Here is a 23,476-nt window from a genome sequence, read left to right as displayed (position 1 = left end):
TGTAAAAAAAGATATAATTAATATATCTTTTTAACATCACTTGCTTTAATTTTAATATCTTTACGTCTGTATCTGACAGAGATGTCATCACCGTTAATAGCATAGACTTGACTTGAATAAGTTTCCCCGTCATGGTTGAAGATGATTTCATCTCCTTTTCTAAGAACAGCTTCACTGTTATTGATTTCTATTTTAATGCTGTCTCTTTCAGGTTTATTTTTAATTTCCCCTACTTTAGGTTTTGCCATTTCAGGTTCTGGTGAATTCTTAGCCAAATTAAATACGCGTCTTGTATTTGCTTGCCTTAATTGTTGATCATGATATTCGTCATAGGTGTCATATTCGGCGTGTGTCTCATTGATGATAGGCTCGTATTCCTCATATTCATTGACATTTCTAATGAATTCTTCTTGAATTTCATCTTGAGGAGTTTCAGAAGTTTCACTAACAAATCTTCCTTTGACATCTTGGAAAAATCTAGATCCAGTAATTTTATTTTTAACTTTATCTATGTCTTTCCTGTAATCTAAATCCATGTTGTCTGGTTCTTTTGCTTCACCGAATATGTTAGCATCATCAATTGAAGCTCCTAATTCGTAATCTTTATTTTTATCAACTTTACTTGGTGTTTTAAGAGAAGGTTCAGATATTTCTGCTGTTTTTTCAGGGGTTAATACAACTTCAGAAATGCTTTCCGCTTCTTCATTACTTTCTTCTGAAGCAACTGGGGATTCGCTTTCCTCTGGTTCAGAAGAATCATTGATTAAATCACCAATAGTTTCAGTTTTCTCTTCGTTGATAACTTCTTCTATTAATGGTTCTGGAGTTTTATTTTTGATACTTTCTTTAATTTCATTTAATTCAGTATCAACTTCATCCTTTTTGATAGTTTGGGATTCTTTTTCTCTTTCACTATCTTTTCTTTTAGATTCTTTAATCAGTTCATCAATAGTAAATAAATCTTTTAATTCACTTGTATCTTTGTTATTTTGAGTCATAATATCCATCTGGCTTTGTTTAATTGGTTCTTGAAATTTTTCAACAGTATTATCATAATTAATAAGTACTTGATTTGCAGAGTGGTATTCATATTTTGCAAAGTCGCTATTTTCAACTTCCGGAACAATGTAATCATCATTTCTACTTTTTGTTTCAGTACTTTTTCTAAATAAGTTAAGGTTGTGTTGTTGTTTAGGAATATTTGGGGATAAACTACGAGGAGCATTTCTTTGAGAATTATTATTGTTTTTGTTAATTTTTTCTTTACCAAGAGTTAATACTTTATCAATGCTTTCTGTACTTGGGAGTATTGACCCTTCTTCATGCTCTAATTCATTGCCTCTATAGTGTAGTCTAACACCTAGTATGGCTATTGCGGCAATTATCGCAATAGTTATCCAAATCAAAATAGTTATTAAAATCATATTTCCAACCCTTATTTAGTATGTATATATTTATGGAATATTCAATAATTTAAATATTTTCATAGTTTAAATGTTTAGTATTAATTTTTTTAGTTAAATTATTAAGGCGCCTTGATATTTGATTACAATTTATTTTCCTTCATTATCCTCGGTTTGCATTGATTTTAATCCTATAATTGTTTTTTAAAGAATTTTAATTTTTAAAGTATTTTTCATTAATCATTCATTTTATATATTCCAAAAATAATATATAAATTAGATTAATATTTATGAGGATTAATCATGGTTGTTAAAATTAATGAGAACTATCTAAAATTGAAAAGCAGTTACCTTTTTGTGGAGGTAGCTAGAAGAGAACGAGAATTTATAAAAAATAATCCTGATGCTGATGTAATTAAAATGGGTATTGGGGACGTAACCAAACCATTAGTCCCGGCAGTAATAGAAGCGTTTAGAAAAGCAGTTGATGAAATGGCTGATGGAGAAACATTCATGGGATATGGTCCGGAACAAGGTTATGAATTTTTAGCTGAAGCTATTATCAAAAATGACTATGAAAAATATGGAATTTCATTAGATACTTCAGAAGTGTTCATCAGTGATGGGGCTAAATGTGATACTGGTAATATTCAAGAAATCTTTGGAATTGATAATAAAATCGCGGTAACCGACCCGGTATATACCGTTTATGTGGATACTAATGTAATGGCTGGAAGGACTGGTGAAATGGGTGATGACGGAATGTATGAAGGTTTAACCTACCTTAAATGTAATGCAGAAAACGGTTTCATTCCAGAATTGCCTGCAGAATCAGTAGACATTATTTACTTATGTTATCCGAATAACCCAACAGGTACTACTTTAACCAGAGATCAACTTAAGGTATTTATTGATTATGCAAAAGAAAACAAAGCAATAATATTATTTGATTCAGCTTATGAAGCATTCATCACTGAAGATGATGTGCCTCACAGTATCTATGAAATTGAAGGTGCAAAAGAAGTAGCTATTGAATTTAGAAGTTATTCAAAAACTGCAGGATTTACTGGAACCCGTTGTGCATACACTGTTGTTCCTAAGGAATTGATAGGATATGATAGTGAAGGCAATGAAGTTGAAATCAATCCGTTATGGAATAGAAGGCAAACCACTAAATTTAACGGAGCATCTTATCCTGTTCAAAGAGCAGCTGAAGCAACTTACTCTGAAGAAGGTCAAAAACAAATTCAGGAAGTAATCGATTACTACATGGAAAATGCAAAAGTCATCCGTGAAAGCTTAACTGACATCGGCCTTGAAGTTTATGGTGGTGTAAGTTCACCGTATATTTGGGTAAAAACTCCAAACAACATGGATTCCTGGGACTTCTTTGACATTTTATTAAATGAAGCAAATGTAGTTGGTACTCCAGGTTCAGGATTTGGTCCAAGCGGTGAAGGATACTTAAGACTCACTGCATTCAATACATTGGAAAATACTGTTGAAGCTATGGATAGAATTTCAAAATTAGAATTTTAGGTGTTATAATTGAAAACTATAGAAAAACCAGTTGAAATTGAAGAAGGAGATTCATTCAAAATACTCCTATCTAAATATGGTGCTCTAGCTTTAGACAAACAAGAAAATTTGTCAGAATTGATTGGCGAAAAAGTTGGAGAGTTAGATATTGAAAAAGGAGAACTCAAATTTGAGGATATTATTTTCCAAGTTCAAATTTTAGGATTTTTCATGCAGGAATCAAAACAATGGTCATGGGCATGGGATAATGAGGAAATATTTGGTGAAAAGTTAATTAAATCCGCATTGCAAATCAAAACAATCGGAGAAGAATTTGAAATTCCGGAATTCACAACTCCTATGTTGAATGCTACTTATGATGATTGCCATACATTGGCAATGACTGCAAGTTCTATTCTAGCTATGGATGCATATTATGCAGTATCAGAAGAAGGCTTGGATATTTTTGTAGCCATTAAATCAGATTTAATTAAAGAAAACGATTCCCCTAAAAAATTCAGAGACACTTTTTATACTTTCCAAAAGAATTTCAATATTTATCCAAAGATTGCATTTGAATCATATACAAAACTTAAGGGATATGGATTCAAACCACATGACGATTTTGCACTTGCAAAAATCGGTGAAGCACGTGTGATGGCAGGGTATACCGAAAGAGGAAACATAACTCGTCTTTTAATATTCGGTGACGATGAGAGGTGAGGATATGGATTCTGATTTAGTTGAAGAAATTGAATTTATGATAGATTTGTTGACTAAATCAGGATTTTTTAGTGTTAGTGAAATCATAGAAATATTGGAAGACCAATTTATTGATGAAGAAATTGATTTTTCTAAATTTGATATTTCATTAAATGATTCATCTAACAATAATTTCTCTAAACTGGAACATGCATTTACAAATCTTGCTGAAGAGGATATTGTAGCTATTCATAATTGTGGTTATGATATTGAAGAAGGCGTTAGTGATGCATTTGAATTGCATGTTCATCTATTGAATAATAAATATGAAGCTCGGGGATTTTGCTTTTACACATTTGAAGATGTGGAGGACGGAATTTTTGAAAATATATTAAAAATCACCTTCGGGGATTTTGCAAATAATGAAGATAACGCTTTAGAAATAGGAAAGACAGTTTCTAAATATTTAAAAGATGAAGGTTTCACTATTATTTGGGACGAAACCATTAACAACCAAATTGAGATTAATCCTTTCAAATGGGATAAATCGTATAATGATGAAAAAGAATATGAGATTGAAGGAGCATATGAAGCTTTTATAGCTAACAGGTGTTAAAATGAATACAAGATCTTTAAAATTAATCCGTGATGTAATTATTAATTCAGGTAAATGGACTTCAATAGAAATAGCCCAAGATTCTATTTATATAGAGTTTAAGGATATTGAACTCGGAAAACCTAAAGGAGATGAGGGATTGTCTTTAACCGCTCGCTTTGCGGAAGATTCATTTTTTACAATTTTTTACAATAACATCTGGGACATTGATTTTTTATCAAGATACGATTTTAAAAACCAATTACTTAGTGAAGAGATATTCTTTAAAGTTGAAGATATGCATTTCATTGATTTTGAATATTTAAATAACTTTTTCCATGATTACAAAAGTGAAAAAACAATTACAAATATCGAAGATTTCAGTATTCACAACATCCGTAACGATTTTTTCATGTTGGTCAAAACTAAAGAAGTTGCATTTGTAGTTGGTGCAAATCAGATGGATTTCTTCACACCTTTTGAAAGGCTTGATGATGCATCTCTAAGAGAGCTTTCAAATGAATGGATGATGTATTTTTTAACTTATCATCAAAAACGTAATTTAATTAAGGATCCGATGTGTGAGAATCATCCATTGATGTATCCTAAAAAATAATTTCATGTAATTTTAAATGTTCAGAAAAATTAGTTTAATAGCTATTAAAATTAGAATTTTTCTTAAATGCTATTAAATTTATAGTCTTATTTTTAATTTAATGGTTTATTTTTGGAAATCTTACAAAAACTTTTTAATAGATTAATGACATAATATTATTGTTATGGAAATTTAACAATTTTCACAATTGATTTTAAGGAGTTATTAAATGACTTGTAGTATTTTAGTTGGTGGAGCATGGGGGGATGAAGGTAAAGGAAAATGTATTACTTACCTTTGTGATGCTGATAAACCAGATATTATCGCTCGTGCAGGTGTTGGACCAAATGCAGGACATTCTGTTGAATTCAACGGAGAAAAATATGGTTTAAGATTAACCCCATCAGGCTTTGTACATACTGATGCTAAACTCATGATTGGAGCGGGAGTTTTAGTAAATCCAGATGTATTATTTAATGAATTTGAAAACTTAAAGAAATATAATGTTAAAGAAAGAATGTGCATCGACCCTAGATGTGCTATTATTACTGAAGATCATTTGAACAGAGATAAATCATCAGAATATTTATCTAAAAAAATTGGAAGTACCGGTTCAGGATGCGGACCTGCAAATTCCGATCGTGTATTGAGAACCATCGAATTAGCAAAAGATATTCCGGAACTTGAAGAATACATTACTGACGTATCTTTAGCATGTAATGAAGCTATTGATAATGGTGAAGAGGTATTTATTGAAGGGTCACAAGGTTTTGCACTATCCCTTTACTATGGAAGTTATCCATATGTAACTAGTAAAGATACTACCGCATCAACTTTCGCAGCTGATGTTGGTGTTGGACCAACTAAAGTCGATGAAGTCATCAATGTATTCAAATCTTATATTTCTCGTGTTGGAGAAGGACCGTTTCCAACTGAAATGACTCAAGAAGAAGCAGAAAGTAAAGGTTTAGAAGAATATGGTGTTGTAACCGGACGTCGTAGAAGAATCGGTTACTTTGACATGGAACTTGCAAAAGAATCATGTAGAATTAATGGTGCAACCCAAATCGCTTTAACATGTGTTGATAAGTTATTTGATTGTGCTCGTGTACAAAACTACGATGAATTGTCTGCTGAAACTAAAGCTTTCATTGATGATATTCAAAATGAAACTGGCGTGCCAGTAACTATTATTTCTACTGGGCCAGATTTAAAAGATACTATCGATTTAAGAAAAGAATTATTATAATTCTTTTTTTCACCCTTTTTTTTTAAAAATAATTAATAACTGCATTCATCAAAATGCGCTTTCATTTTCAAGTAAAACTCTTCGCTTGTAAAGTCAAAATTCGTATTAAATGATTTATAAGCTAAATTGCAGTCGTTTTCTAAATTGAATTCAAAATCAGGTTTCGCATTGAATAATTTTTCAAAACAGATTTCTGGATATTGTGGAAATGGCACTTCATCAAATGTAATCTTTTTTAATGTCATATCCATAGCGCAAGACAGTACAGTTAATTGAAGGGCTGTTGCATAGGCGTCATAATATTCGTTATAATCTAAATTCACTTCAAAATAAATCATGAAATTAATCATTACATGTGAAACCCAAATTAGGGAATTCGGTTCAAATCTTTCTAATTGCAAATCTGTGAAACTAAAAATTAGATCTTCTAAATCTTTTTCATTATTGTCTTCACAATATTTAACAAATTCCTTAAATGAGTAATTTGAGAGATATTTGATGTAAGCATCCTTTATTTCATCATCACATTGATATTTGGAAATCTTTTTTAAGTCTTTTCGTTTTAATATTCGAGGATAAGTAAACATAGCAATCAATTAATTATAATTTTTTTATCCTATTTGTATATTAATATTGTTATAATTTCTGATATTTCGTGTTACTATACTATTATAGTCTCTGATTAAATTAGATATAATTATTGATTGGTTTTGTTAGAAATAACAGATTTACAATTTATACGCACTGGAATGTGCAAATCTAATAGATGAAAAATAAATGACTATAAAAATTAGTTCACATTAATTTTAAACTTAAAAAATAAAAATAATAAGGAGTTTAATCCTTATTTTTTAACTTTTACAGTCTTTTTAACAGTATCTTTAAGATAAGTTGCTTTATAGGTGACTTTTTTACCTACTTTAAGATTTTTAAAATCATATTTCGGAATGGTTACTTTTGCAACACCTTTTTTGTTGGTTTTTGCATAATATTTTTTACCATTAAATCTGAAAGTGACTTTTTTATGTTTAAGTGCTTTCTTACCTTGTTTAAGAGTAGCTGTTAATTTTAGTTTAGCAGATTTTTTAACATTAACTGATTTAAGAGAGACTACATGTTTTACTGTTATGTAGAAAGAAGAGCGTACACTGAGTTTAGGGAATCTCACCTCAACCTTATATTTGCCCGGTTTTAATGTAATTTTGAATTTGGCTACACCATTTTTATTTGTTTTTCCTGTAGCTATTTTTTTACCTTTTATTCTGAATTCATATTTTGCATATTCATAGAATTCGGATGGACTGTATGAAACAGTGACTTTACAGTATGATCCTGCATGATAGTATACTTTAAGATGTTTTTCATAATCAATTCGAGTGACACCATATTCATCTTCATAATTACCATCATAGTCGTCTTCATATTCATATTCTACACAATTTGGATCGCAGTATACTCCACCATCAGTAGTTGCGCTTCTTTTATTGCACCATTCAAATCTGGTGTTATACGCTTCCCCTTCATACATTGCTCCACCATGACTTGCCTCACAATAGGAGAATGTTGAATTATATACGGTAGAATCGTATGCACCCCCACCATTTTCAGCAATGCAGCCTGAGAATGTACAGTTGATTGCAGTTCCATTATACATCGCACCACCGTTTTCAGTTGCTGTACATTGCATGAAGGTACAGTTTATTGCATCAGCTTTATATATTGCCCCGCCGTTGGTTGCTTTACCGTAGGCAAATATTATATTCTCAAGCACTACATGCGCCCCATCTTCAGCAACTATTATTCCAGATGATCCTTTAGCATTTAATGTAGTATTAGTGCCAGTTCCCCGAATGGTTAAGTTTTTATTAACTGTGATTGGAGAGCCGGAACCTTCATATGAGCCGTCAAGGATAATCCTATCTCCATCAGAAGCTGCATCTACCTTAGTTTGTATGGCATTGAAAGTTTTTTCATCAACAAGAAAATCCTCTGATAGCAGGTCACTGTCTTGTGCTACGCTAAGTTTCTCATAAATGACAACTTCTTCAACATCATCTGTATCTGTAAGTTCGTCGGCATTGTCAATATCTGCTGCACTAACAGTCGATATTAGACAAATGGCAACTAACAAAACAAATAGTATGTATTTTTTGTTTAACATATGAAAAACCTCGTTATTGTAATTATGATATCTTTAAATTAAAGTATATAATATTTAATATCTTAAAAAATTGAAGTTAAAAAAATCAAATAAGGGTGTTTTTGTATTTAGAAAATATTAATTTCATACAAAAACAGGTTTGGCTAAAAAAGTATAAAAAGAGAAAAGGTTTTCGAAATTTAGTCATTTGCTAAATTATCGAAATATCCTTGGATGAATACGACTGGGGTTCCTTTATCTCCAGAACCACTGGTTAAATCACATAATGAACCGATTAAATCGGTTAATACTCTTGGAGTGGTTCCTTCGGTAATCATTTGTCCAGTTAAATTTTCATCTTTTTGTTTAATTTCTTCTTTAATAGCTTCTTTTAATTCATCGCCTTTCAAATCAGCGAATTTATTGTCAGAAACATATTTTAATTTAATTTCATTTGGATATCCTATTAATCCACTGGTATGTGCAGGTGAAACAACAGGGTCAGCTAACTCCCAAATCTTTCCAACAGGATCTTTAAATGCACCATCCCCGTAAACCATTACTTCAATTTGTTTGCCGGTAAGGTCGATTAATCTTTTTTGTACTTCATTGACTAATGCGTCTCCTGTTTTTGGGAATAATTTTAATTTTTCTTCTGTTGCTTTGTTTGATCCAAGTAGTCCATATTCAGGATTAAAACCAGAGTCTCCAATAGGTTCAACTAAGACTTCATGTAATCCGTAGACATTAGCTCCTTCAGCTTTAAGAAATTTAGTGGTTTTTTCTCTGGTATGAATATCACATGTTAAAATGTCTTTGTTATAATCAAGAATGGTTTTTACATCATTAGAGAAGACAAATTCAACTTCACAGTCTTCAGCTTCAATTAATTCTCTGTAGAAATCAATCATATTAATTCCGGTAAATGGATGAATCCATGATCCGAAAGTTTCATAGTATTCTTCTTCTGTAATGACGCTTCCTAAATTATATTCACTTTTTTCTAAAATTTCTTCATCTAAGATACCGTTTCCCACTTCATCTGCAGGAAAAGAAGTTAATAATGTAATTTTATCCATTCCTCTTGCAATACCTTTCAAAATAATAGAAAATCTGTTTCTACTTAAAATAGGGTTTGTTACACCAATATTCTTAGATGGGAATTTATTTTGTAAATCTTGTGCAACATCATCAACAGTCACGTAATTTCCTTCTGAGATACCTACGACTGCTTCGGTAATCGCAACGATATCTTTGTCTTTAAATTCAAATCCTTCACTTTCTTTCGCTGCCATCAATGAATCTACAACTATAGTGGCCAAATCATCGTTTTCTTTAATAATTGGTGTTCTTATTCCGCGTACAACTGTACCAACACATCTCATTTTTTTTACTCCTAAAAACCATAATCGTTTGCTGGAAGTATAGTTCCAACAACCCATTTATTTTATATTCTTTTAATTATTTATATGTTAAGATTTTTTTTCATTATTTGAAAATCACTTATTAGCAAATTATTAATATTGTTTAAATTAAATAATTAAATGGAGGTATGAGTTTTGGATGGTTTTTTTTGGATGTCAACAATATCTTTTTTACAATTATTAATAGAAATTGCATTATTTTTAATTTTAACAGGTTTAGGAATTTTAATAATCAAAAAAATACCTAAAAGTACTCATAGGGTCTTCAATCCAAAGGAATATCTTCCGGAAGATGAAATTCATTCATTAATGCAGGTAGCCTACTTATCTTTAATGGCGGCATGTTTTATTTGTGTACTTTATATATTTACTTTTCAATCAATGGATTTTCTGTATTTTGCGGTATTGGACATTTTTGTATCTCTGTTCATTGCAATAACTGCAGATAAAAGTTCATGGTATCATAAACTATTTATTTTGTTGTTAGTTCCTTATGGATCTTTAACATTTATCTTATTTGGCGATTCTTTAATAGGATTATTGGATTTGATTCACATTCCAATAATGGTTTATTACATTAAGTATTATTATGATAAATTTAGGGAGTATACTGAAGCAAATAGTTTGGGGATTACAATTCTTTTGTTATTTACTATAGTTTTTATCAGTTCAATTAATACAATGTTTGTCGAGTCTAAAAATCCATTGGATGCTCTTGTTATGGTTTCTAATGCATTTACAAGTAATGGATATGCTGTTTTAGGAACTACTGTTCCGGGTAAAATAAATAGCGTAATATTGGTTTGGTCAGGATTCATTATTTCAGGTGTGGGTACCGCCACATTAACAATGGCGCTTTCAGCAAGACACTATAATGAGAAATTCGAACAGTTAAATAAAAAATTAGAAGAATTAGAAGAATTAATTGAAAAAAATAAAAATTAATTCATCTATGTCGTTTATTAAAAAATTTAGATTTCATCTAGAGAAAATGAACCTAAATTAAGCAAATCGAAAGTTAAAATTTCAGGAGCTACTGTAACTTTTCCAACTCCGGTTATTATTTTATAAGCTTCAAAAGCTTCAAGACAACCAATTAAATTTGGTGTAGGTCCAATAACTGGTGGAACTCCAGATGTCACTCCTTTTAAAGCTTCAATTGTTTCTTCATTTAATTCTTTTCCAACTGAAGGCAAATTAAACATTTCTTCATAAGTTTTTTCACTATTTGGTAAAAATACTGTAATTTGGCCCATAGTTCCATGAATTGCACCATGAATATACGGAATTCCTTTTTCTTTTGCTTTTCTAGACACAATCACTCTTGTCAAGACATTGTCCAGGGCATCGATTACAATGTCTGAAGTTTCAATAACCTTGTCAATGTTTGTCTGGTCAATGTGTTCATTAAATATGGTTGTTTTAACATAAGGGTTTATCAATCTTACCTTTTCGGCAGCAACTGAGCTTTTTTCAAGACCTAAATCAGCTATTGTCGCCAATGTTTGCCTATTTAAATTGGATAGGTCAAATGCATCTTTATCAACTAGAACAAGTTCTCCAATACCCATTCTTGCAAGCATTTCAATAGTTTCTCCACCGATTCCGCCGCAGCCGATGACAGTGATTTTGGCATCTTTAAATCTTTGTTGTTCGCTTCTTGTTACTATACTCATTTGACGGGAAGCTATTTCCCAGTATCCATCCCCGATGTATCTTGTTGGCATTTTTTCACCTAAATATTTCTTCTTAATTTTTGTAGTATTTCCATAAATGCGTCTAGTGCAATGTCATAGGTTTCCAGATCATGTCCCTTAATCAATCCACTTTCATAAATGGTGATTTTATCCAATTTGATTTTTTCACTAGACTCATAGTTAATTTCAGTTAACTGTTTTTTTGTATTCTCAAGGTTTATTGTAAATGGAAGTTGATATGAAAATGATCCGTTATCATAGTCGATACTAATGTATTCATTATCATCAATCTGCGATAAATTTAAAACAACTTTATCAAAACCTTGGCATTTTAATTCATCGTTGATTTGTTTAAATTTATCTTCACTTAAAACTTCCTTAATCTTATCAACTTCAACAATACCAATTTCTCCTAAATCTCTAACTTTCACGATTTCGCAGTCAGTATTGTCATAAATATAATCTTCGCAGCAACTAATCCTTTTGATTTTCTCATTAGTTGTTGGGGTATTTGTCGGGATTCTGGTTGCAAGACATGTTGTTGACCTTGAGTAAGCAATATCATGTTTATCAAGATATTCATGAATATCTTTTGAGGTTAATTTAGCTGCGATAAATGGTGTCTTAAATTTTTTTCCATAGGTTATTAGAATGCCAGGTCTATCGGCAACCAAATCACTAATGTTATTTCCATCACAGATGAAATCAAATCCATTTTCATGAGCTACCTTTTCGATTGTTGAATACATTAGATTACGGCATGTAAAACATCTTTTTGAACTGTTGGATAGAAATTCTTCATCTTCATAAAAATTGATATCAATTATTTCATGTTTGACTCCAAATGTTTCACAGGCATTTTTTGCATTTTCAATAAATCCAGTAGGCATTAAATGGTTGTCTACTGTTATTGCTAATGTGTCTTTTGCAACCTTGGAAGATAAATAGGTGATTAATGTAGAATCAGCACCACCGGAAAAACCAATGGCAACTTTTTTATCTTTTAAAATATTTTTGACATTATTAATTTTATCTTCTAAGCTCATTTTATCCCTTTAACCATTTAATGAGTAGTTATTATTCTAGGTGGTAATTTTAAAACTCATTAATATTTATGTTTTAATTATATTTTAGATTTTGGAGTTTCAATACAATTTTTGTAGATATGGAAAAATAATATAACAATAGTTATTTTTTCCATAAATAATCATAGTTTATATTAATATATAAATTTTTCTTGACATGTTAATGGTTCAATGGATAACTATGGAAGTGACTATTTACATGCGAAAAACATTATTTTAATATGCTTATACAAAGGTTTTTCATTCTTATTTAAATCTTATTTTGATTTATTCTCTATTTTTTTGCAATAACAACTAATATGTATTCATTTTCCTTTTTAAAGGCATTCACATGCTTAAAACCTGCATTCAATAAATATTTTTCTAATTCGGGAGCAGTATAGACTCTCATTCCTTCAACGGTAGCTAACCATTTTTCGTCATCAGGATGGGTCCCGTCAGTTTCCTGAGCAATCACGAATTGTCCGTTTGCTTTGATGATTCTAGAAACCTCTTTGAAGGTTTTGCCAATATCTGGCCAAAAATAAATTGTTTCAAATGCAGTAACCAAATCATAACTTCCATCATCAATTGGCATATCGATCACATTTGCTTGAATGACTTCACATCTTCCATTATCGACTGCAGACTGATTCCTTTTGATTGATTCGCCAACAGATACTTCAGAGTAGTCAAGCCCATCCACATTGTTTCTGGTCAATTTCAGGAATTTTTCAATATTAACTCCTCCACCACAACCGATATCAATTATTTTGTCATTTTCTCCAACGTCAATACATTCAAATGCAAATTCAGAGATTTCCTTGTGGTTTTCATTCATGTTTTTGATTGTTTGAATTCCTTCTTCGCCATGTGGCTTCATGCATTGGTCAATTTTTTCAGCTACCATAATCAAAACCTTTAATAATTTTTCAAATATATTTAATATTGGTGATATAATGGATAATAAAATTATTGCAATCATTATAGCAATCATTGTCATTGCCGTTGGTGCATTTTTCATTTTTGGGGGAAGTGGTGAAGAGGTAACAATAGGTTACTTGCCATCAGACCACGATGCAGCATTATTTGTTGCAGATGCACAAGGCAAATACGCAGAAAATGGAATTAACACAAAACTGGTCCAATTTAATAATGGTGGAGATTTGATGACCGCTATGGCCAGTGGTGATGTTGATGTAGGTTATGTTGGAATAACTCCGGTGCTATCTTCAATATCTAAAGGAGTTCCGGTTAAGGTAATTTCTGCCGCTCAAACAGAAGGATCAGGAATCGTTGTTGCAAAAGATTCAGGAATAAATTCAGTATCTGATTTGACCGGTAAAAAAATAGCAACTCCCGGTGAAGCTTCTATTCAACACATGTTGCTCACTTATTATTTAGAACAAAATGGAATGTCAATTAATGACTTAAAAGTTTCAGCTATGAAAGTTCCTTCAATGAATGATGCGTTAAAAACCGGTAAAATAGACGGAATGATTACTTTTGAACCATATGTTTCAATTGCTGAGAAAAATGGGGCTAAAGTATTGGTTGATTCTAATGATATTATTTCAAATCATCCATGTTGCGTAGTTGTTGCATCAGATAAGTTCATTGAAGAACATCCTAATGAAACTCAGAAAATATTGGAAATCCATGAAAATGCAACTGACTATATTAACAGTAATACTGATGAAGCAGCAACCTTGCTTCCAAAGGATATTGTTAGTGATGTTGAAGTTGAAAAATCTGCAATGGCAGGTTTCCCATTCATATCCGGTTTGGATGATGCTTATAAACAGCAAGTAATGGACTTTATGGATTTGGAAGTTGATTTAGGAGTTTTAAAGAAACCACTTTCTGAAGATCAAATTTTCTGGCAGGGTAGTTAATTAACTACCTATAATCTTTTTTTTACAAAATTTTTAAATATCTTAAGATATTAATTAAAATATAGGGGATTCAAATATAACAATTGTTAATCAAGTTAGTAGGTAATATATTTATAGCTTACTTGTAATATTAATAATTGTAATAATTCAAATTATTATATTGGTGAAAAAATGAATAAAAAAATTACATTTGTTTTAGTGTTAGCACTTGCAGCATGTCTTGTAATGGGTTCTGCTAGTGCAGGTCTCTTTGACTTTTTAGGTGGGGGAGATGACACTGTAAAAATAGGTTATTTACCTTCAGACCATGATGCTGCATTGTTTGTAGCAGATGCTCAAGGTTTATATGAAGATAAAGGAATTAACACAGAGCTTGTTCAATTTAATAATGGTGGAGATTTGATGACTGCTATGGCTAGTGGTGATGTTGATGTTGGTTATGTAGGTATTTCTCCTGTATTATCTTCCATTTCTGCTGGCGTTCCAGTAAAAGTTATTTCTGCCGCTCAGACAGAAGGTAGTGGAATTATTATAACTAATGATTCCAGTATTGAGAATGCGGGAGATTTAGCAGGTAAAACAGTTGCAACTCCTGGTGAAGCATCAATTCAACATGTATTGCTTGCAGCATACTTGGAAGATAACGGAATGTCCTTAGACGACGTTAACGAATCTGCAATGAAAGTGCCTTCTATTAATGATGCTTTAAAAACAGGCAATATTCCTGCAGCAATCACTTTCCAACCTTATGTAAGTCTTGGAGTCAGTGATGATAATATTAATGAATTAGCTGATTCATCTGAAATCGTACCTGGACACCCATGTTGTGTTGTAGTGGCATCAGATGATTTCTTAGAAAATAATAATGAAACTGCAAAAGACATAATTGCAATTCACAAAGAAGCAACTGAATTCATTAATAAAAATATTGAAGATGGAAAAACTGAAGAAGTAGTTAAATTATTACCTGAAGATATTGTTGCGGATCCAGTCGCTGAAGCTTCATCTTTAGAAAGTTTCCCATTCATTTATGGATTAACTGATGATTATAAAGCAAATGTGGATGTATTCCAACAATTAGAAGTTGATTTAGGAATCTTAAACGAAACTATTTCACAGGATGATTTATATTGGGAAGCATAGTTATTAACTATGCTCTTTTTTAATTTTTTTCATATTCGGCTCTCAAATCGGCCATGGCTTTTTTTGTTTTCTCATCAGACACCTTATTGATAACACGCTGATTTTCGATTAACCTGTCCATATATTCTTTTCTTTTTTCATCATCAACGATTTTATATCTTGAGAAGTTAACAAGCCCTTCAATCAATCCGCTCATTCCACGATTGTATGCTTGGATGTTTTCATCGTTTACAACGATATCCCTTATTTTTCCGGTGATGAAGTATATGCTGTTGTCACCCTTTATCGGGAAGTTTTCAGGGGTCTTGATGTCAACGTTTTCAACATCCACAATAATGTATGCTGGAGTGTCTCTAATGATGGCAATGTCTTCATCATCTGTATAATATTCATCGCCCAAACAATCTAGTGTTGCATAGGTGAAAACCAAGGGGTCTTGTGTGATGTTAACTACATATTCATTTGTATCCAGGATATTTTTCAATGTCTTTGACCCTTCAAATATGTGGCAGTGAACCTTATCCTCTCCCAAATAGATAAATGCGAAGGCTCCTGCATTCTTAACACCGTCCTTGCTAATGGTTGTTGTAATGCATTCGTATTGCAAGTCCTTTTCGATTCCAAGTTTGCTTAAATCGTAGTTCATTAAATTCCTCCAAAAACGAGATTGATTATTAATAAAAATAAAAGAAAAAAAGAGAAATTTCTCATATGAGAAATTATAATTTAATTTTAATATCGAGTGCACTTGATCCTTCTTCGTAAACGAATATTGGGTTGATATCAAGTTCTGATATTTCTGGGAAGTCTAAAGTTAATCTGGCTACTCTTTTAATAGCTTCTTTAACTTCTTCAACATCACAAGGCGCTTCTCCTCTGTATCCTTCAAGCAATTTGGATACTTTGGTTGATGCGATTTGTTCTTCAATTTCTTGAGAGCTCATACCTTTTGCAAGGTTGAATGAGACATCTTCAATAAGGTTAACATAGATTCCACCCATACCGAATGCAATCATAGGACCGAATTGTTTGTCGCGAATCATACCGACAATGACTTCTTCACCGGAATCCATCATTTTTTGCACTTCTACACCATCAGGGACAATGTCAGGATGAGCGGCTTTAGCATTAGCAATGATTTCTTCATAAGTTGCTTTTGCTTCTTCAGCACTGCTGATTCCTACTTTTACACCACCGATATCTGATTTGTGTAAGATTTTGTCAGATGCAATTTTAAGTACAACTGGGAATTCCATTTCTTCTGCAAGTTCGGCCGCTTCGTCGGCGGAGGTTGATAGTTTGATTGGTGCTGCTGAAATTCCATAAGCTTCAGCAACAGCATATGCTTCACTACCGAGTAATGTGTCTCTGCCGTCAGCTTTAACTTTGTCGAATATTGCTTGAACTGCGTCTTTGTCAACGTCATCAATGTTTTCGATAACGTCATCATATTCACGTTCTTCTAATCTTGCGAATTTGACCATTGCTTCAAGTGCGGTTACTGCAGTTTCTGGGAATACATAGGTTGGTATACCATTTTCTCTTAAAGCGTCATTTGCGTCTTCAAAGGATGGTCCTCCCATGTTAACAACGATAACCGGTTTGTCAAATTTCTTTTTCTCTTCTATAATTGCTTCCGCAATTCCATCTGGATCAGCGGATGCTGTTGGACAAACCATTACGATTAAACTGTCTACATCTTCGTAACCTAAAACAAGTTCCAATGATTCTTTGTATCTGATTACTGGCGCGTCACCCAATACATCGATAGGGTTTTTAGCACTACCTTCTTCAGTAACGCATTCTTTTATTTTTGCTGTGGTTTCTTCATCGAATTCAACGAGCTGTAAACCTGCTTTTTCCATTGCGTCAACTGTAAGCACTCCTCCGCCACCGGCATTGGTAATGATAGCTACTTTATCACCTTTTGGAAGAGGTGCTTTTGAAAATGCAAGACCTAAGTCGAATAGTTCAGCCATTGTTTCCACACGCATTATTCCGGATTGATGGAATGCAGTATCGAATGCGAGGTCACTTCCTGCGAGGGCTCCTGTGTGTGAGGAGGCTGCTGCAGCTCCTGCTGAACTTGAACCGGATTTAAGCACAATAATAGGTTTTTTGTGAGCGGTTTCTCTCATAGTTCTTACAAAGTCATCATCATCAGAAATTGATTCGAGATAACAAATAATTACATTAGTTTCATCATCTTCAGCTAAGTATTGTAATAATTCAATTTCACTTACTCCAGCTTTGTTACCTAAACTGATAACTTTACTGAATCCAATTCCGGAAGTTACGCTCCAATCGATGATAGCTACCATCATAGCTCCACTTTGGGAGATGAATGCCATGTTTCCTGTTGGAGGCATCATTTGTGAAAAGGATCCGTTTAAAGGAGTGTGTGAATCTGTAATTCCTAAACTGTTTGGTCCAATGATGTTTATACCGTATTCTTTTCCAAGGGCAGTTAATTCTTCTTCTAATTTAGCGCCTTCTCCACCAATTTCCTTAAATCCGGCAGTGATAACTACCATGTTTTCTATGCCCACTTCACCACATTCTTTAACTGCAGTATTTACGAATACTGAAGGAATAGTGATAATTACTAAATCTACTTTTTCAGGCACATCCTTAATGTTTGGGTAGGCTGTTTTTCCGAGAATTTCTCCGCCTTTTGGGTTTACAGGATATATTTCACCTTCAAATCCATCATTGATAAGATTGTCAACAATGATATATCCTACTTTTCCAGGGGTATTGGAAGCTCCAATAACCGCTACAGATTCAGGTTTAAACATCTTATTGAGATCTATCATAAGTTTTTCTCCTGTTGTTTTTATATCTTCATGTTAATTTATAATGATAAATAATTAACAATTAATATAATTATATCTATTGTAATATTATTATTTAAATATATTGTTTAAACATTCAAAAACTAGTTTAAATCGCTTATTTCTTTTTAATTAATTATTTAAATAAAATTTTTGTGCTAATTTATTAACATTTATAATGTATGATAACTATAATTATATATAAATAGTAAATTATTGATATTTTAATAATTTAGAAAAATATCAAATTAGGAGATATTATGAGCTTAATTATTGCTTATGTTGGTAAAAAAGGATGCGTAATGGCAAGTGATAAAAGAAAAATAGGATATTTTGGTGATAAAGAGAATTTAGCTACATTAGAAAAAGAATTATATGATGGGAAAATCGATAATGACGATGACTTTTTAAAAAGAGCCGCCGAACTCGGAATTTCAGTTAAAATAACAGACGATGCCAATAAAATCAAGATAATTGGAAATGCCATTCGTGGAGAAGTAAGTACTAAAGGAACATTTGAAACAAGAAGAAGACGTATTTATGGAACTACAAATGGTTACCAAATTGTTGAATTATTAGGTTCAGATACAGAATCTCGTAAAGCCGGTGAAAGTGGTGTCATTATCTTTGGAAATGATTATGCAAAACGTACGGCTGAAACATTAATAAAAAGAAAATGGAAATCCTCTCAAAGTTTAAGGTATATGGGGGAAATTTTCCAAAGTATTTTGGAAGAAGTTGCTTCTAAAACACCTACTGTTGGAAATAAGATAGATGTATTAATGCAACAACCTAAATTTGATAAATCTGAAGCTCAAAGACATTTAAATGTTACAATTGACCATGATATTAAAGTTTTAACCAAATTTAGGCAAGAATTAACTGAAAAATTAGTCCAACAGAATATAGAAATAGAAATGGCTAATAAAATCCTCAATAAGGGCGATATTGGTCGGGTAGTCCAAATTGATGGGGACATGTTATTTGTACAGTTAAATGACAAAACCCAAGCAGTTGACGCAAATTGGAAACAACTTGCAGCTCCAGGTCAGAATGTATTAATGTTTACAGACAGTGATAATGTTAAAATAGGAGATAAAGTTGTCATAGAAAATGAGGATTTATGTCTTAAAAAGGATAAATCTTCTCTAAGATGTGATATAATTTTATGCTCATTATAGATGGGATTGGAATGAAAATAACATTTTTAGGCAGCGGAGGAGGAAGATTTTCCGCAATTAGCCAAAGAAGAATGACTGGAGGTATTAGAATTGATAACCTCGCTGGAAAAAATTATCATATAGACCCCGGTCCAGGAGCACTGATTAGAACTTATCAATTCGGATTTGACCCACGTAATTTAAGTGGAGTCATTGTTTCACATTCACACACAGATCACTACAATGATGCGGAAATTCTCATCGAAGCAATGACAAGAGGCATGACTAAAGCCCGAGGAGTTATTGTAGGCTGTGAAAGTGTTTTAGAAGGATATGAAAAATGGGGACCATGTATCTCTTCATATCATAAATCAAAATCTGGCAAAATTGTTTTAAAACCAGGTGAATTTAATCAAATGCATAATGTAAAAATTAAAGGCACTAAAACTTTACACGGCGATCCAACAGGATGCGGATTTCAAATTGATTATAATGGTTTTAAGTTATCTTACACATCTGACACTGGCTATTTTGAAGGTTTGGCCGATGAACATAAAGGTGCAGATATTTTAATTGCTAGTGTGTTAAGACCAGGAAACAAGACAATAAATGGCCACATGTGTTCTCGCAATTTCATTGATTTAATCAATGAGGTACAACCAAAAGTTGCCGTAATGACACATTTGGGACTTAAAATGATATCAAGCAATCCTGTTACAGAAGCTAAAAAGATTTCTAAAGCTACAGGAATTAAAACTATAGCAGCATATGATGGTTTATCATTTAATGTGAATTACAATAATCCGAAACGATTTAGGTTAATTTCTTTAAAAGACACACAGTCATCAATTCATAGCACTGATCATACACTATTTGAAAATGAAAGAAAAAACTCCTACCAATTGTCTTTCAAACATAATGAATTTGATGAACTATCTATTTTAAGGAAAAATTAGATTTTCAAATTAGTAGGGTGTATAAATCCTGAACGAATCATGTGGTCTGCAAGAACAATTGCAGTGCTGGATTCAGCAACAATGGTTACTCTAGGACAAATACAGGGGTCATGGCGCCCGTGTATTTCTATTTTTTTATTTTCCATTTTTTCTAAATTAATTGAATTCTGACATTTAGAAATAGATGGGGTAGGCTTAACAGCAATTCTAGAAATTATTGGCATGCCATTGCTCATACCACCCATAATCCCACCTGAATTATTTGTTTTAGTGGTAATTTTATCATTTTCAATTTGGTATTCATCATTTATCTCAGAAGCTGTATGGCTTGCAACATCAAATCCAAGACCAATTTCAACACCTTTAACAGCACCGATATTCATTAGAATCCTTGCAAGGTCTCCATCAAGTCTTTCAAATACAGGTTCTCCTAATCCTGCAGGAACTCCAATAGCTATTGTTTCTACAATGCCCCCTACAGAATCGCCTTCTTCTTTTTTTGCTAAAATCAACTCTTCCATTTCATGGGCGGCATTTAAATCTCCACAGCGAACGGGATTTTTCTCGATGTTTTCTTTAATTGTGTCAAAATCTTTTTCTGAAGCTTTTATATCTCCAATTTGAGTCACATGAGAAATAATTTCAATATTTTGGGTTTGCAATAATTTTTTAGCTATTGCTCCACCGATTACATGGCCAATTGTAACTCTGCCGCTTCCACGGCCCCCTCCGTTATAATCGTAGTTGCCATATTTTGTCATCCAACCGAAATCACCATGGGAAGGACGTGGTGTATCCTTAAACATTGAATAATCTTTGGATTTTTGATTTTTATTAAAAACGATTCCGGTAATTGGGGTTCCATCAGTTTTTCCTTCAAAAATTCCGGACAAAATTTGGACTTCATCATCTTCTTTCCTTGGAGTGGTGACACTACTGGTTCCAGGTTTTCTTTTGTCAAGCTCTTTTTGTATGTCTTCAGCACTTAATTCCAAGTTTGCTGGGCATCCATCGACAATAGCTCCTACAGCAGGTCCATGACTTGATCCGAAAGTTGTTATTTGAAATTTTTCTCCAATTGAATTTGACATTTTTAACCTCTCATAATTATTTGTTTTTCTAATTATATTAATTTTAAGTAAAAATTTTAAATAATTTTAAATCAAAATTATTAATCAAGTGATTATTATGGAATTTCCAACTACAAGAATGAGAAGACTTAGAAAAAATTCTAAAATTAGAGATATAGTTCGTGAAACTAAACTTGAGAAAGAAGACCTGATTTATCCGATTTATTTTAAAGAAGAACTTCAAGGTGACGAAAAGGAAGAAATTTCATCACTTCCTGGGGAATACAGATACTCTTTAGATAGTGGTGTTGAATTTGCCAAACAGCTTGAAGCAAAGGGCTTAAGGTCAATAATTGTATTTGGAATACCAAAAGAGGAAACCAAAGATGAAATTGCAACTCCTGATTACTCCGCAACTGGAATTGTTCAAAAAGCAATTAGAAAACTTAAAAAAGAGACAAATCTGGTTGTCATTAGTGATGTGTGCTTATGCCAATACACTTCACATGGCCATTGCGGTATGATTGTTGAAAATGAGGATACCGATGATGGTATTGAAATTTTAAATGATGAATCTCTTCCGATTATTGCAAAAGTTGCGTTATCTCATGCTGAAGCGGGTGCAGATATTGTAGCTCCTTCAGATATGATGGATGGAAGAGTCGGGGCAATTAGGGAATGTTTAGATGAAAACGGATTTTATAATGTAATGATAATGTCTTATTCTGCTAAATATGCATCAGCATTTTATGAACCGTTTAGAGTTGCTGCCTGTTCATCACCTCATGTGGGAGATAGAAAATCCTATCAAATGGACCCTGGCAATGCAGTTGAAGCTATAAGGGAATGTGAACTTGATGTAATTGAAGGTTGTGACTTTTTAATGGTTAAACCGGCACTTCCATACTTGGATGTTGTCCGCATGGTCAGTGATGAGTTCATGTTGCCTTTGGTTGCTTATAATGTAAGCGGAGAATATTCAATGATTATGGCAGCTATAGAAAAAGGATTTTTAACTGAAAGGGCAATTTTAGAATCATTACTTTCAATTAAAAGAGCTGGAGCAGACTTAATAATCACTAATTTTGCACCTTACATTCTTTTAAATGAGTTGATATAATGGATGTAAATGAGATAGTAAAAATAGCACAGATTGCTTCAGCACTTGAAGTGAGCGGATATCCAAAGCCGGGAAATGTCCACAGAACCCGTGATTATGATGATATGGAATTTGAAGACTTCCTCATAAGCGGTATTGTAATTGGGGATACAATCCGTGAAGCATGCAGTGATGTTGATGTTGAAAATCCATTACTCGGCAAATACATTTTACAAGCGGTTGCCGAAACTGACAGATGGATTAAAAACAACACTAATCTGGGAATTGTGATGATGACAACTCCAATTGCTGTTGCAGCAGCCATCAGTGACTCATTTGATGATATAAGAGAAAACGTTAAATTGTTAATGGCCAATACTTCTGTTGATGATGCTTGTGATTTGTATGATGCAATCAACATTGCAGATGCTGGAGGGATGGGAGACCAAGATGAATATGATGTGGCTAGTGATAATGCTAAAAACGAATTAAGACAAAACAATCAGACAATGTATGATGTTTTGAAAATTTCTGCTCCATGGGACATGCTTGCTCGTGAAATGACTTCCGATATGCCGGCAGTCTTTGAAATAGGTTATCCCGCTTATCATCAGCTAAAAGAAGAGAAATCCCAATGTGACGCTTGCGTTTTGACATTCTTAACTATTCTATCACAGGTTCCTGACACTCTGATTTCCAGAAAATACGGTTCAGATGAAGCTCTTAAGATATCTATGATGACAAGGGATTTACTTAACCTTAAAGATGAAATTGATTTTAAGGATAAGCTTGCTGAATTTGACGATTATCTTTTCAAAAATGGTTATAATCCTGGAACTACTGCTGACTTAACAGCGGCCTCTATTTTTGTAAGTTATTTGAAAACCCATTTCAAATAATTATTTTTTTTATTTATTTTTTAAACTAACAAT

At 32.5% G+C, this 23,476-nt stretch carries 22 protein-coding genes; 12 read left to right on the top strand and 10 right to left on the bottom strand.

Annotated features, from left to right (window positions below; translation table 11 throughout):
- Positions 1–17: 17 nt before the first annotated feature.
- Entirely contained in the window at positions 18–1,424 is a 1,407-nt protein-coding gene (locus tag IKS50_RS03365) for a hypothetical protein (RefSeq protein WP_292845343.1), read from the bottom strand.
- Positions 1,425–1,706: 282 nt separating this feature from the next.
- Here IKS50_RS03365 and IKS50_RS03360 point away from each other — a divergent pair, with 282 nt between their 5' ends.
- The 5 genes from IKS50_RS03360 (at position 1,707) to IKS50_RS03340 (ending at position 6,062) form a co-directional block, all read left to right on the top strand.
- Positions 1,707–2,942, top strand: a complete 1,236-nt coding sequence (locus IKS50_RS03360; protein WP_292845340.1) for an LL-diaminopimelate aminotransferase — start codon at positions 1,707–1,709, stop codon at positions 2,940–2,942.
- A 9-nt stretch (positions 2,943–2,951) separates the two neighbouring features.
- The gene (locus IKS50_RS03355; RefSeq protein ID WP_292845338.1) at positions 2,952–3,644 is read left to right on the top strand and encodes a DUF6882 domain-containing protein; all 693 of its coding nucleotides are present in this window, start codon (positions 2,952–2,954) and stop codon (positions 3,642–3,644) included.
- A 4-nt stretch (positions 3,645–3,648) separates the two neighbouring features.
- Positions 3,649–4,239, top strand: coding sequence for a DUF6891 domain-containing protein (locus IKS50_RS03350; protein ID WP_292845335.1), 591 nt, complete (start codon positions 3,649–3,651; stop codon positions 4,237–4,239).
- 1 nt (position 4,240) lies between these two features.
- Complete coding sequence (locus tag IKS50_RS03345) at positions 4,241–4,834, top strand: hypothetical protein (protein WP_292845332.1); 594 nt, start codon at positions 4,241–4,243, stop codon at positions 4,832–4,834.
- 208 nt (positions 4,835–5,042) lie between these two features.
- Positions 5,043–6,062, top strand: coding sequence for an adenylosuccinate synthetase (locus tag IKS50_RS03340; RefSeq protein WP_292845329.1), 1,020 nt, complete (start codon positions 5,043–5,045; stop codon positions 6,060–6,062).
- Positions 6,063–6,094: 32 nt separating this feature from the next.
- Here IKS50_RS03340 and IKS50_RS03335 read toward each other — a convergent pair whose 3' ends face one another.
- The 3 genes from IKS50_RS03335 to IKS50_RS03325 all read right to left on the bottom strand — a co-directional run bounded on the left by IKS50_RS03335 (position 6,095) and on the right by IKS50_RS03325 (position 9,587).
- A complete protein-coding gene (locus tag IKS50_RS03335; protein ID WP_292845326.1) occupies positions 6,095–6,649 on the bottom strand; it encodes a hypothetical protein in 555 nt (184 codons plus the stop codon).
- A 257-nt stretch (positions 6,650–6,906) separates the two neighbouring features.
- Positions 6,907–8,223 (bottom strand): hypothetical protein, encoded by a 1,317-nt coding sequence (locus IKS50_RS03330; RefSeq protein WP_292845323.1) that lies wholly within the window; start codon positions 8,221–8,223, stop codon positions 6,907–6,909.
- 179 nt (positions 8,224–8,402) lie between these two features.
- Entirely contained in the window at positions 8,403–9,587 is a 1,185-nt protein-coding gene (locus IKS50_RS03325; protein WP_292845320.1) for a coenzyme F420-0:L-glutamate ligase, read from the bottom strand.
- A gap of 192 nt (positions 9,588–9,779) precedes the next feature.
- Here IKS50_RS03325 and IKS50_RS03320 point away from each other — a divergent pair, with 192 nt between their 5' ends.
- Complete coding sequence (locus IKS50_RS03320) at positions 9,780–10,571, top strand: hypothetical protein (protein WP_292845317.1); 792 nt, start codon at positions 9,780–9,782, stop codon at positions 10,569–10,571.
- Positions 10,572–10,597: 26 nt separating this feature from the next.
- On the opposite strand, the gene IKS50_RS03315 is transcribed toward IKS50_RS03320, so the two are convergent.
- The 3 genes from IKS50_RS03315 to IKS50_RS03305 all read right to left on the bottom strand — a co-directional run bounded on the left by IKS50_RS03315 (position 10,598) and on the right by IKS50_RS03305 (position 13,297).
- Entirely contained in the window at positions 10,598–11,353 is a 756-nt protein-coding gene (locus tag IKS50_RS03315; protein WP_292845314.1) for a HesA/MoeB/ThiF family protein, read from the bottom strand.
- Between the two features lie 8 nt (positions 11,354–11,361).
- Positions 11,362–12,369 carry an ATP-binding protein gene (locus tag IKS50_RS03310; protein ID WP_292845311.1) on the bottom strand — a complete coding sequence of 336 codons (1,008 nt, stop codon included), beginning with the start codon at positions 12,367–12,369 and terminating at the stop codon, positions 11,362–11,364.
- A 313-nt stretch (positions 12,370–12,682) separates the two neighbouring features.
- Positions 12,683–13,297 carry a class I SAM-dependent methyltransferase gene (locus tag IKS50_RS03305; RefSeq protein ID WP_292845307.1) on the bottom strand — a complete coding sequence of 205 codons (615 nt, stop codon included), beginning with the start codon at positions 13,295–13,297 and terminating at the stop codon, positions 12,683–12,685.
- A 49-nt stretch (positions 13,298–13,346) separates the two neighbouring features.
- On the opposite strand from IKS50_RS03305, the gene IKS50_RS03300 reads away from it, so the two are divergent.
- Positions 13,347–14,282, top strand: a complete 936-nt coding sequence (locus tag IKS50_RS03300; RefSeq protein ID WP_292845304.1) for an ABC transporter substrate-binding protein — start codon at positions 13,347–13,349, stop codon at positions 14,280–14,282.
- Positions 14,283–14,453: 171 nt separating this feature from the next.
- Positions 14,454–15,425, top strand: a complete 972-nt coding sequence (locus tag IKS50_RS03295; protein ID WP_292845301.1) for an ABC transporter substrate-binding protein — start codon at positions 14,454–14,456, stop codon at positions 15,423–15,425.
- A gap of 19 nt (positions 15,426–15,444) precedes the next feature.
- On the opposite strand, the gene IKS50_RS03290 is transcribed toward IKS50_RS03295, so the two are convergent.
- Together IKS50_RS03290 and acs are read right to left on the bottom strand one after the other, a co-directional pair.
- Positions 15,445–16,071: a DUF447 domain-containing protein gene (locus IKS50_RS03290; protein WP_292845298.1), complete on the bottom strand. Its 627-nt coding sequence runs from the start codon at positions 16,069–16,071 to the stop codon at positions 15,445–15,447.
- A gap of 73 nt (positions 16,072–16,144) precedes the next feature.
- On the bottom strand, positions 16,145–18,241 hold the full coding sequence (acs, locus tag IKS50_RS03285) for an acetate--CoA ligase alpha subunit (RefSeq protein WP_292845295.1): 2,097 nt from the start codon (positions 18,239–18,241) through the stop codon (positions 16,145–16,147).
- Positions 18,242–18,519: 278 nt separating this feature from the next.
- Between acs and IKS50_RS03280 the strand changes: the two genes are divergently transcribed.
- Both IKS50_RS03280 and IKS50_RS03275 read left to right on the top strand, forming a co-directional pair.
- The gene (locus IKS50_RS03280) at positions 18,520–19,440 is read left to right on the top strand and encodes a DUF2121 domain-containing protein (protein WP_292845293.1); all 921 of its coding nucleotides are present in this window, start codon (positions 18,520–18,522) and stop codon (positions 19,438–19,440) included.
- Between the two features lie 11 nt (positions 19,441–19,451).
- A complete protein-coding gene (locus IKS50_RS03275; protein ID WP_292845290.1) occupies positions 19,452–20,375 on the top strand; it encodes an MBL fold metallo-hydrolase in 924 nt (307 codons plus the stop codon).
- On the opposite strand, the gene aroC is transcribed toward IKS50_RS03275, so the two are convergent.
- The gene (gene aroC, locus IKS50_RS03270; protein WP_292845287.1) at positions 20,372–21,466 is read right to left on the bottom strand and encodes a chorismate synthase; all 1,095 of its coding nucleotides are present in this window, start codon (positions 21,464–21,466) and stop codon (positions 20,372–20,374) included. The genes IKS50_RS03275 and aroC overlap by 4 nt on opposite strands.
- Positions 21,467–21,563: 97 nt before the next feature.
- Between aroC and hemB the strand changes: the two genes are divergently transcribed.
- Positions 21,564–22,565 carry a porphobilinogen synthase gene (gene hemB, locus IKS50_RS03265; protein WP_292845284.1) on the top strand — a complete coding sequence of 334 codons (1,002 nt, stop codon included), beginning with the start codon at positions 21,564–21,566 and terminating at the stop codon, positions 22,563–22,565.
- Positions 22,565–23,443, top strand: a complete 879-nt coding sequence (locus IKS50_RS03260; RefSeq protein WP_292845281.1) for a triphosphoribosyl-dephospho-CoA synthase — start codon at positions 22,565–22,567, stop codon at positions 23,441–23,443. The genes hemB and IKS50_RS03260 overlap by 1 nt, the downstream gene beginning before the upstream one ends.
- The last annotated feature ends 33 nt before the right edge of the window (positions 23,444–23,476 follow it).

Source organism: Methanobrevibacter sp. (assembly GCF_017539065.1).
Lineage (GTDB): Archaea > Methanobacteriota > Methanobacteria > Methanobacteriales > Methanobacteriaceae > Methanocatella.
The sequence above is the reverse complement of the archived record's forward strand: the minus strand, read 5'-3'. Positions and strand labels throughout refer to the sequence as shown.

Excerpts from the sequence above, each read along its gene's own strand:
- IKS50_RS03365 (WP_292845343.1), bottom strand. The coding sequence starts at position 1,424 with ATGATTTTAATAACTATTTTGATTTGGATAACTATTGCGATAATTGCC.
- IKS50_RS03360 (WP_292845340.1), top strand. The coding sequence starts at position 1,707 with ATGGTTGTTAAAATTAATGAGAACTATCTAAAATTGAAAAGCAGTTAC.
- IKS50_RS03350 (WP_292845335.1), top strand. The coding sequence starts at position 3,649 with ATGGATTCTGATTTAGTTGAAGAAATTGAATTTATGATAGATTTGTTG.
- IKS50_RS03345 (WP_292845332.1), top strand. The coding sequence starts at position 4,241 with ATGAATACAAGATCTTTAAAATTAATCCGTGATGTAATTATTAATTCA.
- IKS50_RS03340 (WP_292845329.1), top strand. The coding sequence starts at position 5,043 with ATGACTTGTAGTATTTTAGTTGGTGGAGCATGGGGGGATGAAGGTAAA.
- IKS50_RS03335 (WP_292845326.1), bottom strand. The coding sequence starts at position 6,649 with ATGTTTACTTATCCTCGAATATTAAAACGAAAAGACTTAAAAAAGATT.
- IKS50_RS03330 (WP_292845323.1), bottom strand. The coding sequence starts at position 8,223 with ATGTTAAACAAAAAATACATACTATTTGTTTTGTTAGTTGCCATTTGT.
- IKS50_RS03325 (WP_292845320.1), bottom strand. The coding sequence starts at position 9,587 with ATGAGATGTGTTGGTACAGTTGTACGCGGAATAAGAACACCAATTATT.
- IKS50_RS03320 (WP_292845317.1), top strand. The coding sequence starts at position 9,780 with ATGTCAACAATATCTTTTTTACAATTATTAATAGAAATTGCATTATTT.
- IKS50_RS03315 (WP_292845314.1), bottom strand. The coding sequence starts at position 11,353 with ATGCCAACAAGATACATCGGGGATGGATACTGGGAAATAGCTTCCCGT.
- IKS50_RS03310 (WP_292845311.1), bottom strand. The coding sequence starts at position 12,369 with ATGAGCTTAGAAGATAAAATTAATAATGTCAAAAATATTTTAAAAGAT.
- IKS50_RS03305 (WP_292845307.1), bottom strand. The coding sequence starts at position 13,297 with ATGGTAGCTGAAAAAATTGACCAATGCATGAAGCCACATGGCGAAGAA.
- IKS50_RS03300 (WP_292845304.1), top strand. The coding sequence starts at position 13,347 with ATGGATAATAAAATTATTGCAATCATTATAGCAATCATTGTCATTGCC.
- IKS50_RS03295 (WP_292845301.1), top strand. The coding sequence starts at position 14,454 with ATGAATAAAAAAATTACATTTGTTTTAGTGTTAGCACTTGCAGCATGT.
- IKS50_RS03290 (WP_292845298.1), bottom strand. The coding sequence starts at position 16,071 with ATGAACTACGATTTAAGCAAACTTGGAATCGAAAAGGACTTGCAATAC.
- acs (WP_292845295.1), bottom strand. The coding sequence starts at position 18,241 with ATGATAGATCTCAATAAGATGTTTAAACCTGAATCTGTAGCGGTTATT.
- IKS50_RS03280 (WP_292845293.1), top strand. The coding sequence starts at position 18,520 with ATGAGCTTAATTATTGCTTATGTTGGTAAAAAAGGATGCGTAATGGCA.
- IKS50_RS03275 (WP_292845290.1), top strand. The coding sequence starts at position 19,452 with ATGAAAATAACATTTTTAGGCAGCGGAGGAGGAAGATTTTCCGCAATT.
- aroC (WP_292845287.1), bottom strand. The coding sequence starts at position 21,466 with ATGTCAAATTCAATTGGAGAAAAATTTCAAATAACAACTTTCGGATCA.
- hemB (WP_292845284.1), top strand. The coding sequence starts at position 21,564 with ATGGAATTTCCAACTACAAGAATGAGAAGACTTAGAAAAAATTCTAAA.
- IKS50_RS03260 (WP_292845281.1), top strand. The coding sequence starts at position 22,565 with ATGGATGTAAATGAGATAGTAAAAATAGCACAGATTGCTTCAGCACTT.